The 15767-nt window shown below is 70.2% G+C and carries 15 protein-coding genes; all 15 read left to right on the top strand.

Annotated elements, in window-relative coordinates; all coding sequences use genetic code 11:
- Positions 1-87: 87 nt before the first annotated feature.
- The 15 genes from rho to atpA all read left to right on the top strand — a co-directional run bounded on the left by rho (position 88) and on the right by atpA (position 15763).
- Entirely contained in the window at positions 88-2235 is a 2148-nt protein-coding gene (gene rho, locus ABZY31_RS12420) for a transcription termination factor Rho (RefSeq protein ID WP_356408246.1), read from the top strand.
- A 303-nt stretch (positions 2236-2538) separates the two neighbouring features.
- Positions 2539-3645 (top strand): LCP family protein, encoded by a 1107-nt coding sequence (locus ABZY31_RS12415; protein ID WP_356408244.1) that lies wholly within the window; start codon positions 2539-2541, stop codon positions 3643-3645.
- A gap of 147 nt (positions 3646-3792) precedes the next feature.
- A complete protein-coding gene (gene rpmE / locus ABZY31_RS12410) occupies positions 3793-4011 on the top strand; it encodes a 50S ribosomal protein L31 (protein ID WP_356408241.1) in 219 nt (72 codons plus the stop codon).
- A 136-nt stretch (positions 4012-4147) separates the two neighbouring features.
- Complete coding sequence (gene prfA, locus ABZY31_RS12405) at positions 4148-5227, top strand: peptide chain release factor 1 (protein ID WP_356408238.1); 1080 nt, start codon at positions 4148-4150, stop codon at positions 5225-5227.
- A 102-nt stretch (positions 5228-5329) separates the two neighbouring features.
- Complete coding sequence (prmC, locus tag ABZY31_RS12400; RefSeq protein WP_356408360.1) at positions 5330-6169, top strand: peptide chain release factor N(5)-glutamine methyltransferase; 840 nt, start codon at positions 5330-5332, stop codon at positions 6167-6169.
- A gap of 61 nt (positions 6170-6230) precedes the next feature.
- Positions 6231-6878, top strand: coding sequence for an L-threonylcarbamoyladenylate synthase (locus ABZY31_RS12395; protein WP_283448545.1), 648 nt, complete (start codon positions 6231-6233; stop codon positions 6876-6878).
- On the top strand, positions 6875-7513 hold the full coding sequence (locus ABZY31_RS12390) for a protein-tyrosine-phosphatase (protein WP_356408235.1): 639 nt from the start codon (positions 6875-6877) through the stop codon (positions 7511-7513). The genes ABZY31_RS12395 and ABZY31_RS12390 overlap by 4 nt, the downstream gene beginning before the upstream one ends.
- Positions 7514-7878: 365 nt before the next feature.
- Complete coding sequence (gene glyA / locus ABZY31_RS12385; RefSeq protein WP_356408232.1) at positions 7879-9111, top strand: serine hydroxymethyltransferase; 1233 nt, start codon at positions 7879-7881, stop codon at positions 9109-9111.
- Positions 9112-9215: 104 nt separating this feature from the next.
- Positions 9216-10547 (top strand): MraY family glycosyltransferase, encoded by a 1332-nt coding sequence (locus ABZY31_RS12380; protein WP_356408357.1) that lies wholly within the window; start codon positions 9216-9218, stop codon positions 10545-10547.
- Positions 10548-10807: 260 nt separating this feature from the next.
- Positions 10808-11254 (top strand): hypothetical protein, encoded by a 447-nt coding sequence (locus ABZY31_RS12375; RefSeq protein ID WP_356408229.1) that lies wholly within the window; start codon positions 10808-10810, stop codon positions 11252-11254.
- Positions 11255-11467: 213 nt separating this feature from the next.
- Positions 11468-12304 (top strand): F0F1 ATP synthase subunit A, encoded by an 837-nt coding sequence (atpB, locus tag ABZY31_RS12370; protein ID WP_356408354.1) that lies wholly within the window; start codon positions 11468-11470, stop codon positions 12302-12304.
- Between the two features lie 74 nt (positions 12305-12378).
- On the top strand, positions 12379-12630 hold the full coding sequence (locus ABZY31_RS12365) for a F0F1 ATP synthase subunit C (RefSeq protein ID WP_283448554.1): 252 nt from the start codon (positions 12379-12381) through the stop codon (positions 12628-12630).
- Positions 12631-12670: 40 nt separating this feature from the next.
- Positions 12671-13225, top strand: a complete 555-nt coding sequence (locus tag ABZY31_RS12360) for a F0F1 ATP synthase subunit B (protein WP_356408226.1) — start codon at positions 12671-12673, stop codon at positions 13223-13225.
- A complete protein-coding gene (locus tag ABZY31_RS12355) occupies positions 13222-14037 on the top strand; it encodes a F0F1 ATP synthase subunit delta (protein WP_356408223.1) in 816 nt (271 codons plus the stop codon). Before ABZY31_RS12360 ends, ABZY31_RS12355 begins: the two co-directional genes overlap by 4 nt.
- 130 nt (positions 14038-14167) lie before the next feature.
- On the top strand, positions 14168-15763 hold the full coding sequence (gene atpA / locus ABZY31_RS12350; protein ID WP_330332661.1) for a F0F1 ATP synthase subunit alpha: 1596 nt from the start codon (positions 14168-14170) through the stop codon (positions 15761-15763).
- Positions 15764-15767 lie beyond the last annotated feature (4 nt).

Here is a 15767-nt window from a genome sequence, read left to right as displayed (position 1 = left end):
CACGGTCCACACCTAGGACCGCGGTCGGACAGCACAACCGGTCGCCGAGCCAGACAGGCCGACGTCCGCTCCAGGGAAGGACCCTTCGTGAGCGACACCACCGATCTGATGGGCGCTGCCGACACCAGTGTCGACACCAGTGCCACCGCCGCGGGCGCCGCACCCAAGCGTCGCCGCTCCGGCACCGGCCTCGAGGGCATGGTTCTGGCCGAGCTGCAGCAGGTCGCGTCGGGCCTCGGCATCAGGGGCACCGCGCGGATGCGCAAGAGCCAGCTGATCGAGGTCATCAAGGAGACGCAGGCCGGTGGTGCCTCCACCGCCAAGGCCGCGGCTTCCGCCCCCGCCGACGCCGCCGAGGCAAAGCCGAAGCGCCGTGCCACCAGCAAGGCCCGCACCGGCGAGACCGCCGCCGCGGCGCCCGCCGAGAAGCCGGCCGTGCAGGCCCAGATCGACATTCCCGGCCAGCCGGCGGGGGGCCCCTCCCGCGCGAGCGAGGCCGACGACCAGCCGGTCGGCGAGCGCCGCCGCCGCCGTGCCACGGCCCCCTCCGGCAGCCCGGAGTCCTCGGCCCCCGCCGCCGTGCAGGTCGAGACCAAGCCGGAGACGGCGGCCGCCGCCGTCACCGCGCAGCCCGAGGCCAAGGCCGAGGCGGCCACCGCCGTCGCCGGCCAGGACGCCGCCGAGGGCCGTACCCGCCGGGACCGCCGCGACCGCGGCGACCGCGCCGAGCGGGGCGACCGTACGGAGCGCCAGGGCCGCCGCGACCGCGGCAAGGCCGACGACCAGGGCCAGGGCCAGCAGGGTCAGGGCCAGGGGCAGGGGCAGCAGCAGGGTGGCGGCCAGGGCCAGCAGCAGGGCGGCGCCGACCGCGCCGACCGCCAGGACCGTCAGGGCGGCCGCCAGGGCCGCGGCCAGGGTCAGGGCCAGCAGCAGGGCGGCCAGGGCCAGGGCCGTCAGGACCGCCAGCAGGACAACGGTCCGCAGGACGACTTCGACGAGGACGGCCGCCGCGGCCGCCGCGGCCGCTACCGCGACCGCCGTGGCCGTCGCGGGCGCGACGAGTTCACCCCGAACGAGCCGCAGGTCGCCGACGACGACGTGCTGATCCCCGTCGCGGGCATCCTCGACATCCTCGACAACTACGCGTTCATCCGGACCTCGGGCTACCTGCCCGGCCCGAACGACGTCTACGTCTCCCTCGCCCAGGTCCGCAAGAGCGGCCTGCGCAAGGGCGACCACGTCACCGGCGCCGTGCGCCAGCCCAAGGACGGCGAGCGCCGCGAGAAGTTCAACGCGCTCGTGCGCCTCGACTCGTGCAACGGCATGGCGCCCGAATCGGGCCGCGGCCGCCCCGAGTTCCAGAAGCTGACCCCGCTGTACCCCCAGGACCGGCTCCGTCTGGAGACCGACCCGGGCGTGCTGACGACCCGCATCATCGACCTCGTGTCGCCGATCGGCAAGGGCCAGCGAGGCCTGATCGTGGCCCCGCCGAAGACCGGCAAGACCATGATCATGCAGGCGATCGCCAACGCGATCACCACGAACAACCCCGAGTGCCACCTGATGGTCGTCCTGGTCGACGAGCGTCCGGAAGAGGTCACCGACATGCAGCGGTCGGTCAAGGGCGAGGTCATCTCCTCGACCTTCGACCGCCCGGCCGAGGACCACACCACCGTCGCCGAGCTGGCCATCGAGCGCGCCAAGCGCCTCGTCGAGCTGGGTCACGACGTGGTCGTCCTGCTGGACTCGATCACCCGTCTGGGACGCGCGTACAACCTCGCCGCCCCGGCCTCCGGCCGCATCCTGTCCGGTGGTGTCGACTCGACCGCGCTGTACCCGCCGAAGCGCTTCTTCGGTGCCGCGCGCAACATCGAGGACGGCGGCTCGCTGACCATCCTGGCCACCGCGCTGGTCGACACCGGCTCGCGCATGGACGAGGTGATCTTCGAGGAGTTCAAGGGCACCGGCAACATGGAGCTCAAGCTCGACCGCAAGCTCGCGGACAAGCGGATCTTCCCGGCCGTCGACGTCGACCCCTCGGGCACCCGCAAGGAGGAGATCCTCCTCAACAGCGAGGAACTCGCGATCGTCTGGAAGCTGCGCCGGGTGCTGCACGCGCTCGACTCGCAGCAGGCGATCGAGCTGCTGCTCGACAAGATGAAGCAGACCAAGTCGAACGCCGAGTTCCTGATGCAGATCGCGAAGACCACGCCGTCGGGCAAGAACGACGACTGATCTCCGCGCCGTCACGGGCCGTGACGAAGCCGCCCCCGCCGGTTCACCGGCGGGGGCGGTTCTCGTTCCCCGGTGTCCTTCACCACACCGTTCGCGCTGCGGACGTCCCGCGCGCGCCGGTGAAATCCCAGGTGGGACGGGCCCGCGGCGGCGCCGGGCGAGGACACCGGGCGGCCTTTGATCACCGAACGGTCACATTCGGCATGGAACCCTGGGATCCGCTCCACCGTCTGAACCAGAGGACACCAGGCGTCGGGGGAGGCGTCCGGACCGGGTCGCCGGTACACCAGGACTGAGGAGAGCATGAGCCAGGACAGCAGGGGCCGCGGCCGCCGTGCCGCCGCCAAGCGCAGCCGCCGCAAGCCGACGACGAAGCGCCGCAAGGCCCTGACCCTCACCGCCTGGACCGCGGCGGGGGTGGTCCTGCTGGGTGGGGCCGGCTTCGGGTACTTCTACGTGAAGTACAACAGCAACCTGAAGAGCGTGGACATCGACGCGGCGCTCGGCAAGGACCGCCCGCAGAACGTGGACAACGGCTCGATGGACATCCTCGTCCTCGGCTCCGACTCGCGCGGCGGCGACAACGCCCAGTACGGCGCCGACGACGGCGGTTCCGCGCGCTCCGACACCGCGATGGTCGTCCACCTCTACGAAGGCCACAAGCAGGCCAGCATCGTCTCGATCCCGCGCGACACGATGATCAACCGGCCGGCCTGCACCACGAGCGGCGGCAAGACCGCCAAGGCCGCCTTCGAGCAGTTCAACGAGGCCTACACGGTCGGCGGGGCCACCTGCGCGGTCAAGACCGTCGAGAAGATCTCGGGGATCCGCATGGACCACTACATCGAGGTCGACTTCACCGGCTTCAAGAAGATCGTCGACAGCCTGGGCGGCGTCCCGCTGACCACCACCAAGCCGATCAAGGACGACAAGGGCAGCCACCTCGACCTCCCGGCCGGCACGCACAAGCTCAACGGCGAGCAGTCCCTCGGGCTGGTCCGCACCCGCAAGAGCGTCGGCGTCGGCAGCGACCTCGGCCGAATACAGCTCCAGCAGGCCTTCATCAAGGCACTGATCAAGCAGGTCAAGAGCATCGGGGTGTTCGACAACCCCAAGCGGCTGCTGTCCGTCGCGGACACCGCCACCAAGGCGATCACCACCGACAAGGGCCTCGGCGACGTCAAGTCCCTCATGGGCTTCGCGGCCGGCCTCCAGGGCCTCGGCGCCGAGAGCATGCACATGGTCACGCTGCCGGTGATGGACTACCCCAAGGACAAGGACCGCGTCGTCCCGCTGGAGGCGGAGTCCAAGATGGTCTGGGACGCCCTGCGCGGCGACCAGCCGATACCCGCCGAAGCCACCCAGAACTCGGCCAATGACCGCAGCGGCGCGGGCTCGATCGTCCAGTAGGAATACCCGGCGCCCCCCGTCCGTTATGGCTCACGTCCTGAATTTTGACAGGCGGCCCGGTCCTGGCAGACTGGTCCGTCGGCCCCGGTTCACGCAGCGCGCAATTCGGCCCCTGCGACCCGGCGCCCTCCCGATCTAGGAGACACCTTGAAGAGCGACATCCACCCCCAGTACGTCGAGACCCAGGTCAGCTGCACCTGTGGCGCGTCGTTCACCACCCGTAGCACTCTGGCCGAAGGCTCCATCCGCGCCGAGGTCTGCTCCGAGTGCCACCCGTTCTACACGGGCAAGCAGAAGATCCTCGACACCGGTGGCCGCGTGGCCCGCTTCGAGGCCCGCTTCGGCAAGGCTGCCGGCTCGAAGTAGCGAGCCCACGGCGCCGGTCCACGGCCACCCCCGGTCCACTCGGGGGCGGCCGGACCGGCGCCTTTGTCGTCCTGGCCCGTCCGCGGTGCCCAGCCCTTCCGCAGCCCGTTCGTACTTTTCACCCCAGGAGCCCCCGATGTTCGAGGCGGTCGAGGACCTGATCGGCGAGCACGCCGATCTTGAGAAGAAGCTCGCCGACCCGTCGGTCCACTCCGATCAGGCCAACGCGCGCAAGCTCAACAAGCGCTACGCGGAGCTGACCCCGATCGTCGCGACCTACCGGGCGTGGAAGCAGACGGCGGAGGACATCGAGACGGCCAAGGAGTACGCGGCCGACGATCCCGACTTCGCGGCCGAGGTCAAGGAACTGAGCGCCGAGCGCGTCGAGCTGACCGAAAAGCTCCGCCTCCTGCTCGTCCCGCGCGACCCCAGCGACGACAAGGACGTGCTCCTGGAGGTCAAGGCGGGAGCGGGCGGCGACGAGTCGGCCCTCTTCGCCGGCGACCTGCTGCGCATGTACCTGCGCTACGCCGAGCGCGTCGGCTGGAAGACCGAGATCATCGACGCCACCGAGTCCGAGCTGGGCGGCTACAAGGACGTCCAGGTCTCCGTGCGCACCAAGGGCGGCAACGGCGCGACCGAGCCCGGCCAGGGCGTCTGGGCCCGCCTGAAGTACGAGGGCGGCGTGCACCGCGTCCAGCGCGTGCCGGCCACCGAGTCGCAGGGCCGCATCCACACCTCCGCCGCCGGCGTGCTCGTCACCCCGGAGGCCGAGGAGGTCGAGGTCGAGATCAACATGAACGACCTCCGGATCGACGTGTACCGCTCCTCCGGCCCCGGCGGCCAGTCCGTCAACACCACCGACTCCGCCGTGCGCATCACGCACGTGCCGACCGGTGTCGTGGCGTCCTGCCAGAACGAGAAGAGCCAGCTCCAGAACAAGGAGCAGGCCATGCGCATCCTGCGCTCGCGCCTCCTGGCCGCCGCCCAGGAAGCCGCCGAGCAGGAAGCCTCCGACGTGCGCCGCAGCCAGGTGCGCACCGTGGACCGCTCCGAGAAGATCCGCACCTACAACTTCCCGGAAAACCGCATTTCGGACCACCGGACCGGGTTCAAGGCGTACAACTTGGACCAGGTGCTCGACGGCGACCTCGACTCCGTCATCCAGGCCTGCGTCGACACCGACTCCGCCGCCAAGCTCGCCGCCGCGCAGTAGCGGCGGCGCGGTACCCCTTCCGTCCGTCCCGCCCGTACGACAGCAGTCCGGAGGACCAGCGTGCAGCCACAATCTGGGGGGCGACCCCCGGGCCCCCGCAGTCTGCTGCTTGCCGAGGTGGCCCAGGCCACGCAGCGGCTGGCCGCCGCAGGCGTACCCTCGCCGCGCTTCGACGCGGAGGAGCTCGCGGCCTACGTCCACGGCGTCAAGCGGGGGGAACTGCACACGGTCAAGGACGTCGACTTCGACGCCCGCTACTGGGAGACCGTCGCCCGCCGCGAGGCGCGCGAGCCGCTCCAGCACATCACCGGGCGCGCCTTCTTCCGCTACCTGGAGCTCCAGGTCGGCCCGGGCGTCTTCGTCCCGCGCCCGGAGACCGAATCCGTCGTGGACTGGGCCATACAGGCCGTCCGCGCGATGGACGTCGTCGAACCGCTGATCGTGGACCTCTGCACCGGCTCGGGCGCCATCGCCCTCGCCATGGCGCAGGAGGTGCCGCGCTCGCGCGTGCACGCGGTGGAGCTGTCCGAGGACGCCCTGCGGTGGACCCGCAAGAACGCCGAGGGCTCCCGGGTCACCGTCCACCAGGGCAACGCGCTCAGCGCGCTCCCGGAGCTGGACGGCCAGGTCGACCTGGTGATCTCCAACCCGCCGTACATCCCGCTCACCGAATGGGAGTACGTCGCCCCCGAGGCCCGCGACCACGACCCGGAGATGGCGCTGTTCTCCGGCGAGGACGGCCTCGACACCATCCGCGGCATCGAACGCACCGCCCACCGGCTGCTGCGGCCCGGCGGGATCGTCGTCGTCGAGCACGCCGACACCCAGGGCGGCCAGGTCCCGTGGATCTTCGCCGAGGAGCGGGGCTGGGCCGACGCCGCCGACCACCCCGACCTGAACAACCGGCCGCGCTTCGCCACCGCCCGCAAGGCCATGCCGTGACGAGCGCGTCCCGCCCTGTGCACACCCCCACCACGATGACCCCGCACGAGGAGACCCGCTGATGGCCCGGCGATACGACTGCAACGACGCGACGGACCGTAAGACGGGCCTGCGTGAAGCCGCATCCGCCGTGCGCCGCGGCGAGCTCGTCGTGCTGCCCACGGACACGCTCTACGGGATCGGTGCGGACGCCTTCAGCGCGGAGGCCGTCGGGGACCTGCTGGCCGCCAAGGGCCGGGGCCGCAACATGCCCACACCGGTGCTGATCGGCTCGCCGAACACCCTGCACGGCCTGGTCACGGACTTCACCGAGCAGGCGTGGGAGCTGGTCGACGCCTTCTGGCCCGGCGCGCTGACCCTCGTCGCCAAGCACCAGCCGTCGCTGGCCTGGGACCTCGGCGAGACGCGTGGCACGGTGGCCGTGCGGATGCCGCTGCACCCCGTCGCGATCGAGCTGCTGACCGAGGTCGGGCCCATGGCCGTGTCCTCGGCCAACCTCACCGGCCACCCGGCGCCGGAGGACTGCGACGCCGCCCGCGAGATGCTCGGCGACTCCGTCTCCGTGTACCTGGACGGCGGGCCCACCCCCGGCATCCAGCCGTCGTCGATCGTCGACGTCACCGGCAAGGTTCCCGTCCTCCTGCGCGAGGGGGCACTCACCGCGGACCAGCTGCGCGAGGTCGTACCCGACCTCGAGGTGGCTCCGTGAGCCCTGAGGGGCGTGGCATAGCAAGGGCCGGAGGGGACGCCTTCCGCATACTCCACGTCAGCACCGGCAACGTCTGCCGCTCGCCGATCACCGAGCGGCTGACGCGGCATGCCCTGAGCCACCGCCTCGGCGGGGCGCCGGCGGGCGGGCTGATCGTCGAGAGCGCCGGTACGTGGGGGCACGAGGGCGCGCCGATGGAGGCGAACGCCGCGGCGGTCCTCGCGGACTTCGGGGCCGACGCGAGCGGGTTCATCGGGCGGGAGCTGCTCGACGAGCACGTCATACGCGCCGATCTGGTGCTGACCGCCACGCGCGACCACCGGGCGCAGGTCATCTCGATGGGGCACTCGGCCGGGCTGCGCACCTTCACGCTCAAGGAGTTCACCCGGCTGGTCCGGGCGATAGACCCGGCGACGCTGCCGCCGCTGGACGACGGGATGGCGGAGCGGGCCCGTGCGCTGGTGCGGGCGGCGGCCGCGCTGCGGGGGTGGCTGCTGGCGCCGTCTCCCGACGCGGACGAGGTGTACGACCCGTACGGTGCGCCGATCACGTTCTTCCGCTCGATCGGCGACGAGATCCAGCAGGCGCTGGACCCGGTCGTCACCGCGCTGACGGGCGTGAACGACCGCCGCTGACGGCGCCGCCGCCCCTTGCGCGGCCCCCGTCCCCCGCGGTGCTCCCGCCCCGCCCCGCGCCTCCCCTCCCCGTACCCCTCTTCGCTTGGCGTGCCCCAGTGCCCGCGGGCGCCCTCAATCGCCGGGCGGCTGGTGCTGCCTCCGGCGGGCCCTCAAACGCCGGGCAGGCTGGAATTGGCAGGCCGGGAGCGGCCATCACCCTCAGATCCGGAGGTCGGACAAATGCAGCCTCGCCGGCGTTTGAGGCGCCGCCGGAGGCAGGGGCCGGTGGCCGGAAGGGGTCCCGGGGCGGTAGGAAAGGCGGGGTGGCGGGGGCGGGCCTACAGTGGCGGTACCCGGTCCATCCACCGCGTCGGAGCCGCGCCATGAGCGTCATCACCCAGCCGACGGACACCCTGCGCCGCCAGGATCCGCAGATGGCCGACGTCCTCGCCGGAGAGGCGCACCGCCAGGCCCGGAGCCTCCAGCTCATCGCGGCCGAGAACTTCACCTCCACCGCCGTCCTCGCCGCCCTCGGCTCCGCCCTGGCGAACAAGTACGCCGAGGGCTACCCCGGCGCCCGCCACCACGGCGGCTGCGAGTACGCCGACCAGGCCGAACGGGTGGCGACCGAGCGGGCCCGCGCCCTGTTCGGGGCCGAGCACGCCAACGTCCAGCCGCACTCCGGCTCCGCCGCCGTCCTCGCCGCCTACGCCGCGCTGCTGCGCCCCGGCGACACCGTGCTGGCCATGGGCCTCCCGTACGGCGGTCACCTCACCCACGGTTCGCCCGCGAACTTCTCGGGCCGCTGGTTCGACTTCGTCGGGTACGGCGTCGACGCCGAGACCGGCCTGATCGACTACCTCCAGGTGCAGGAGCTGGCGCACGCCCACCGCCCCAAGGCGATCGTGTGTGGCTCGATCTCGTACCCCCGCCACCCCGAGTACTCCGCCTTCCGGGAGATCGCCGACGAGGTCGGTGCCTTCCTGATCGCGGACGCCGCACACCCCATCGGCCTGGTCGCGGGCGGCGCCGCCCCGAGCCCGGTCCCGTACGCCGACATCGTCTGCGCCACCACCCACAAGGTGCTGCGCGGCCCCCGCGGCGGGATGATCCTGTGCGGCGCCGAGTTCGCGGAGCGGGTCGACCGCGCGGTCTTCCCCTTCACCCAGGGCGGCGCCCAGATGCACACCATCGCCGCCAAGGCGGTGGCTTTCGGGGAGGCCGCGACCCCGGCCTTCACCACCTACGCCCACCGGGTCGTCGCCAACGCGCGGACCCTGGCCGAGGCCCTGCGCGTGCGCGGCCTCGCGATCACCACCGGCGGCACCGACACCCACATGATCACCGCGGACCCGGACCCCCTCGGCGTCGACGGCCCCACCGCCCGCGGCCGCCTCGCCGCCGCAGGCATGGTGCTCGACACCTGCGCCCTGCCGTACGGGGACCAGCGCGGCCTGCGCTTGGGCACCGCGGCGGTGACCACCCAGGGCATGGGGGAGGCGGAGATGGTCCGTCTCGCCGATCTGTTCGCGGCGGCCCTGACCGGCGCGGACGCCGGCCGCCTGCGGGCGGAGGTCGCCGAACTGGCCCTCGACTTTCCCCCGTACGGGGCGTAACCGGGGCAAGCGGCGGGTAGGGGAACCGGTTCACAGTGCCCTCGCGTCCTCTTCCAGGGGGACATCGCGGCTAATGTGTGGGGCTGAGATGGCCGGCGATACATCTGGGGCAGCCCGTGCGTGAATATCTGCTGACGCTCTGCGTCACGGTGGCGGTGACGTACCTGCTCACCGGGCCGGTACGGAAGTTCGCGATCGCGGCCGGAGCGATGCCGCAGATCCGCGCGCGCGACGTGCACCGCGAGCCCACTCCGCGGCTCGGCGGCATCGCGATGTTCGGCGGACTGTGCGCGGGCCTGCTCGTCGCCGACCACCTGCCGAACCTCAACGGCGTCTTCGAGCGCTCCAACGAACCCCGGGCGCTGCTCTCCGGAGCGGCGCTGATCTGGCTGATCGGCGTCCTCGACGACAAGTTCGAGATCGACGCCCTGATCAAGCTCGGCGCGCAGATGATCTCCGCGGGCGTGATGGTCATGCAGGGCCTGACGATCCTGTGGATCCCGGTCCCCGGCGTCGGCACGGTGTCGCTGACCCAGTGGCAGGGCAACCTGCTGACCGTGGCGCTCGTCGTCATCACCATCAACGCGGTGAACTTCGTGGACGGCCTCGACGGCCTCGCCGCCGGCCTGGTGTGCATCGCCGCCGCGGCGTTCTTCCTCTACGCCTACCGGATCTGGTTCGGGTACGCGATCGAGGCGGCCGCCCCCGCCACCCTGTTCGCCGCGATCCTGATGGGGATGTGCCTCGGCTTCCTGCCGCACAACATGCACCCGGCGCGGATCTTCATGGGCGACTCCGGGTCGATGCTGATCGGCCTCGTGCTGGCCGCGTCCGCCATTTCGATCACCGGTCAGGTGGACCCGGACGCGATGAAGCTGTTCGCCGGTGGTGAGCGCAACGCGGTGCACGCGATGCTCCCGGTCTTCATTCCGCTGCTGCTGCCGCTGACGATCATCGCGATCCCGGTGGCGGACCTGGTGCTCGCCATCGTGCGGCGGACCTGGAACGGCCAGTCCCCCTTCGCGGCCGACCGCGGGCACCTGCACCACCGGCTGCTGGAAGTCGGGCACTCGCACAGCCGGGCCGTTCTGATCATGTACTTCTGGTCGGCGCTGATCGCCTTCGGCGCGGTGGCGTACTCGGTGAACTCCGCTTCGATGTGGATCGTGCTGATGATCGTCGCGCTGAGCGCGGTGGGGCTCGTCCTGCTCCTGCTGCCGCGGTTCACGCCGCGCGCCCCGCGGTGGGCGGAGGGCCTGGTGCCGCCCCGCTACCGGCATTCCGAGCGCGCGGCGGAGGCCGCGGCGGAGGCGGCGGCCCTGGACACCTCCGGCGAAGAGCCGGAGCCGGCCCGGGAAGCGGCGGCGAAGACGGTCGTCGGGGTCTCGGGCGTCAACGGCGCGACCGCCGTAGGCCCTCGTTCGCGGTTCCGGTAACCGGACCGAACGTCCTATACCAGACAGAACCGTTGGCGCGCGTGCACACACGGGCGGGTTAGCTCTCATGTGTGACAGTGAGCACACCACACAGGTAAAGCTCTCATCAAATAGTTTGTGATACCGTTCACTAAACCCGGCGACAGAGCCGAAGGACCGTAGTGCGACGGTCCATTGGCCCGAGGCTCTCTCTCGGACCGGGCTTACGCTCGTCCCGTACGAGTCCCGAAAACCCCCACCACCACGCGGAGCCATGCGCCATGCGGTCTGATGACGCCCGATCCCTTCTGCATACCGCCGTACCCACTGCTGCCGTCGGCGCGATCGCCGCTGTCGTCAGCGGTGTCGTCGCGGGCGGCAAGGGTGCCATCGGCGCGGTCGTCGCCACCGTGGTCGTGATCCTCTTCATGGGCATCGGGTTCGTCGTGCTGCAACGCACGGCGCGATCGATGCCCCAGCTGTTCCAGATGATGGGTCTGGTCCTGTACACGACCCAGATCCTGCTGCTCTTCGTCTTCGTCGCCGTGTTCAAGAACACGACGCTGTTCCATCCCAAGGCATTCGCGATCACGCTCGTCGCGGCGACCCTCGCTTGGATCGGCGCGCAAGCCCGCGCGCACATGAAGGCCAAGATCCTTTACGTCGAGCCCGACGCCACCCAGGGCGGCAAGGGTGAGAAGCCCGAAAACACGGGGTCCTCGTCGTGAACGGTAGGGGCGGAATAAGTGCTCGTTCGAGATGCTGCTATCGTCCGGTGCCAACTGCGGCATCGCGGGCGCGGGCATCTGAGCTGACGCCTGCTCAATCGCGAGGCTCAATGCCTGCAAGCTGCCGCCCCCACATCCGTAAGACCAGTCCCGTGCCGAACCGCGGCTGTGCGCCGCGCCGACACAACGAGGTTGCCGTACCTATGCGCCACGCTGAAGGAGCCCGCGGTGAGTGCTGACCCGACGACGGTGCTCGCCTTCGAGACCGATTGCCACATTTTCGACGGCTGTGGCTTCCCGGCTCCTGGCCTGCACTCGTTCCTGTTCAAGCCGATCTTCGGCGACGCGGACAGCAGCATCTATTTCAACAAGACGATGCTGCTCGCACTGCTCGGGACCGTCATCATCGTCGGTTTCTTCTGGGCCGCTTTCCGTAAGCCGAAGCTGGTTCCCGGAAAGCTCCAGATGATCGCCGAGGCCGGTTACGACTTCGTGCGCACCGGCATCGTGTACGAGACGATGGGCAAGAAGGAAGGCCAGAAGTACGTCCCCTTCATGGTCGCGACGTTCTTCTTCGTCTGGATGATGAACCTCTGGTCGATCATCCCGCTCGCCCAGTTCCCGGTGACCTCGGTCATCGCGTACCCGGCCGGTCTGGCCCTCGTCATCTACGTCATGTGGATGTCGGTCACCTTCAAGCGCCACGGCTTCGTCGGCGGTCTGAAGAACCTCACGGGCTACGACAAGTCGCTCGGCGGGATCCTTCCGCTGGTGATGCTGATCGAGTTCTTCTCGAACGTGATCGTCCGGCCCTTCACGCACGCGGTCCGACTCTTCGCGAACATGTTCGCCGGTCACACCCTGCTGCTGCTCTTCACGATCGCCAGCTGGTACCTGCTGAACGGCATCGGCATCGCTTACGCGGGTGTCTCGTTCGTGATGGTCATCGTGATGACCGCGTTCGAACTCTTCATCCAGGCTGTCCAGGCCTACGTCTTCGTGCTGCTGGCCTGCAGCTTCCTCCAGGGCGCCGTCGCCGAGCACCACTGACCGCCCCACCCCCAAACCAACAGTCGTCCGGTGGCCAACCCCCACCGGTCCATGAAAGAGAAGGAAGAACCGGCATGTCCGCTCTCCAGACCCTCGCTGCTGGCGTCGAAATCAAGGGCAACCTCGGCTCCATCGGTTACGGCCTCGCGGCCATCGGCCCCGGCGTCGGCGTCGGCATCATCTTCGGTAACGGCACGCAGGCCCTGGCCCGCCAGCCCGAGGCCGCCGGCCTGATCCGCGCCAACCAGATCCTCGGCTTCGCCTTCTGTGAGGCGCTCGCCCTCATCGGTCTGGTCATGCCGTTCGTCTACCCGACGTCCTCCTGATCTCGGTAGCGAACAGATCCTTTAGACGGAAGGCACTGATGTGAACCCTCTGGTTCAGCTCGCGGCCGAAGAGGCGGAAAACCCGCTCTTCCCGCCGATTCCCGAGCTTGTCATCGGCCTGATCGCCTTTGTCATCGTCTTCGGTTTCCTCGCGAAGAAGCTCCTCCCGAACATCAACAAGGTTCTGGAAGCGCGTCGCGAGGCCATCGAGGGTGGCATCGAGAAGGCCGAATCGGCCCAGACCGAGGCCCAGAGCGTGCTGGAGCAGTACAAGGCTCAGCTCGCCGAAGCCCGGCACGAGGCCGCGCGCCTGCGCCAGGAGGCACAGGAGCAGGGCGCCTCGCTCATCGCAGAAATGCGTGCCGAGGGCCAGCGGCAGCGTGAGGAGATCATCGCTGCCGGTCACGCCCAGATCGAGGCCGACCGCAAGGCCGCGTCTCACGCGCTGCGCCAGGACGTGGGCAAGCTCGCCACCGACCTGGCCGGCAAGCTCGTCGGCGAGTCCCTCGAGGACCACGCCCGGCAGAGCCGCACCATCGACCGTTTCCTCGGCGAGCTCGAGGAGAAGGCTGCTTCGACTGGGGCCGCCCGATGAACGGAGCGAGCCGCGAGGCACTGGCCGCCGCACGCGAGCGTCTCGACGCGCTGACGGACAACACGTCCGTCGACGCGGCGGAGCTCGCCGGTGAGCTGGCTGCCGTCACCGCGCTGCTCGACCGTGAGGTCTCGCTGCGTCGGGTCGTCACGGACCCGGCGCAGTCCGGCGAGGCCAAGGCCGAGCTGGCCGGCCGTCTGCTGAACGGCCAGGTCGGTGGGGAAGCCCTCGACCTGGTGTCCGGCATGGTCCGGTCGCGCTGGTCGCGGTCGCGCGACCTGGTGGACGCACTGGAAGAGCTGGCGGACACCGCCGACCTCACCGGTGCGCAGCAGGCCGGCGCGCTCGACGACGTCGAGGACGAGCTGTTCCGCTTCGGCCGGATCGTCGGTTCGAGCACCGAACTGCGCGCCGCGCTGACCGACCGCGCGGCCTCCGGGTCCGCCAAGGGCGCGCTGCTCAGCAGCCTGCTCGGCGGCAAGGCCCACCCGGTCAGCGAGCGTCTCGTCGCGCGTCTCGTCACGCACCCGCGTGGCCGCAGCCTGGAAGCGGGACTGGAGTCCCTCTCCAAGCTCGCGGCGGAGCGCCGCAACCGCATGGTCGCCACGGTGACCACCGCGGTTCCGCTCAGCGACGCGCAGAAGCAGCGTCTCGGCGCTGTCCTGGCCACGCTGTACGGCCGCCAGATGCACCTGAACCTCGACGTGGACCCCACGGTCCTCGGCGGGATCGTGGTGCGGGTCGGCGACGAGGTCATCGACGGCACCATCGCGGAACGCCTCAGCGAGGCGTCCCGCCGCATGGCCGGCTGACCGGCCACTTACACACACGACGCATTTCCAGCGGCCCGGTTGGGCCGTGCAGAACTTGCAGAAGATTCCTGGGGGTCACCCCCAGACCCCTAAGAAGCTTCAGGCCCAACAAGGAGAGCAGGGAACCCAGATGGCGGAGCTCACGATCCGGCCGGAGGAGATCCGGGACGCACTGGAGAACTTCGTCCAGTCGTACCAGCCGGACGCGGCCTCGCGCGAGGAGGTCGGAACGGTCAGCGTTGCCGGCGACGGCATCGCGAAGGTGGAGGGCCTGCCCTCCGCCATGGCGAACGAACTGCTGAAGTTCGAGGACGGAACCCTCGGTCTCGCCCTCAACCTCGACGAGCGCGAGATCGGCGCCGTCGTCCTCGGTGAGTTCAGCGGTATCGAGGAGGGCCAGTCGGTGCAGCGCACCGGCGAGGTGCTCTCCGTCGGCGTCGGCGAGGGTTACCTCGGCCGCGTTGTCGACCCGCTCGGCAACCCGATCGACGGTCTCGGCGAGATCGCCACCGAGGGCCGCCGCGCCCTCGAGCTGCAGGCCCCCGGCGTCATGGTCCGCAAGTCGGTCCACGAGCCGATGCAGACCGGCTACAAGGCCATCGACGCGATGGTGCCGATCGGCCGCGGCCAGCGTCAGCTGGTCATCGGCGACCGTCAGACGGGTAAGACCGCTCTGGCCGTCGACACGATCATCAACCAGCGCGACAACTGGCGCTCGGGCGACGTGAACAAGCAGGTCCGCTGCATCTACGTCGCCATCGGCCAGAAGGGCTCGACCATCGCGTCCGTTCGCGGCGCCCTGGAAGAGGCCGGCGCGCTCGAGTACACGACGATCGTCGCCGCCCCGGCGTCCGACCCGGCCGGCTTCAAGTACCTGGCGCCGTACACCGGTTCCGCCATCGGCCAGCACTGGATGTACGCCGGCAAGCACGTCCTGATCATCTTCGACGACCTGTCGAAGCAGGCCGACGCCTACCGCGCCGTGTCGCTGCTGCTGCGCCGCCCGCCGGGCCGCGAGGCCTACCCGGGTGACGTCTTCTACTTGCACTCGCGTCTGCTGGAGCGCTGCGCGAAGCTCTCCGACGACATGGGCGCCGGTTCGATGACCGGTCTGCCGATCGTCGAGACCAAGGCGAACGACGTGTCGGCGTTCATCCCGACGAACGTCATCTCCATCACCGACGGCCAGTGCTTCCTGGAGTCCGACCTGTTCAACGCGGGCCAGCGCCCGGCGCTGAACGTCGGTATCTCGGTCTCCCGCGTCGGTGGCTCGGCCCAGCACAAGGCCATGCGCCAGGTGTCCGGCCGACTGCGCCTGGACCTGGCCCAGTACCGCGAGCTGGAGGCGTTCGCCGCCTTCGGTTCCGACCTGGACGCCGCGTCGAAGGCCTCGCTGGAGCGCGGCAAGCGTCTGGTCGAGCTGCTGAAGCAGGGCCAGTACCAGCCGATGCCCGTCGAGGAGCAGGTCGTCTCCGTCTGGGCCGGCACCACCGGCAAGATGGACGACGTCCCGGTCAACGACATCCGTCGCTTCGAGTCGGAGCTGCTGGAGCACCTGCGCCGCGAGCGCAAGGACCTCCTCACCTCCATCGCCGAGGGCGCCAAGATGTCGGACGACACCATCACCTCGATTGGTGACGCCATCGCCAACTTCAAGCGGCAGTTCGAGACCTCGGACGGCAAGCTGCTGGGCGAGGACGCACCGGCCGTCAACGTCTCCAAGTGACGAC

It is taken from the genome of Streptomyces sp. NPDC006529 (genome assembly GCF_040611795.1).
In the GTDB taxonomy this organism is placed as follows: Bacteria; Actinomycetota; Actinomycetes; order Streptomycetales; family Streptomycetaceae; genus Streptomyces.
This window is presented reverse-complemented; position numbering and strand designations above follow the sequence as displayed.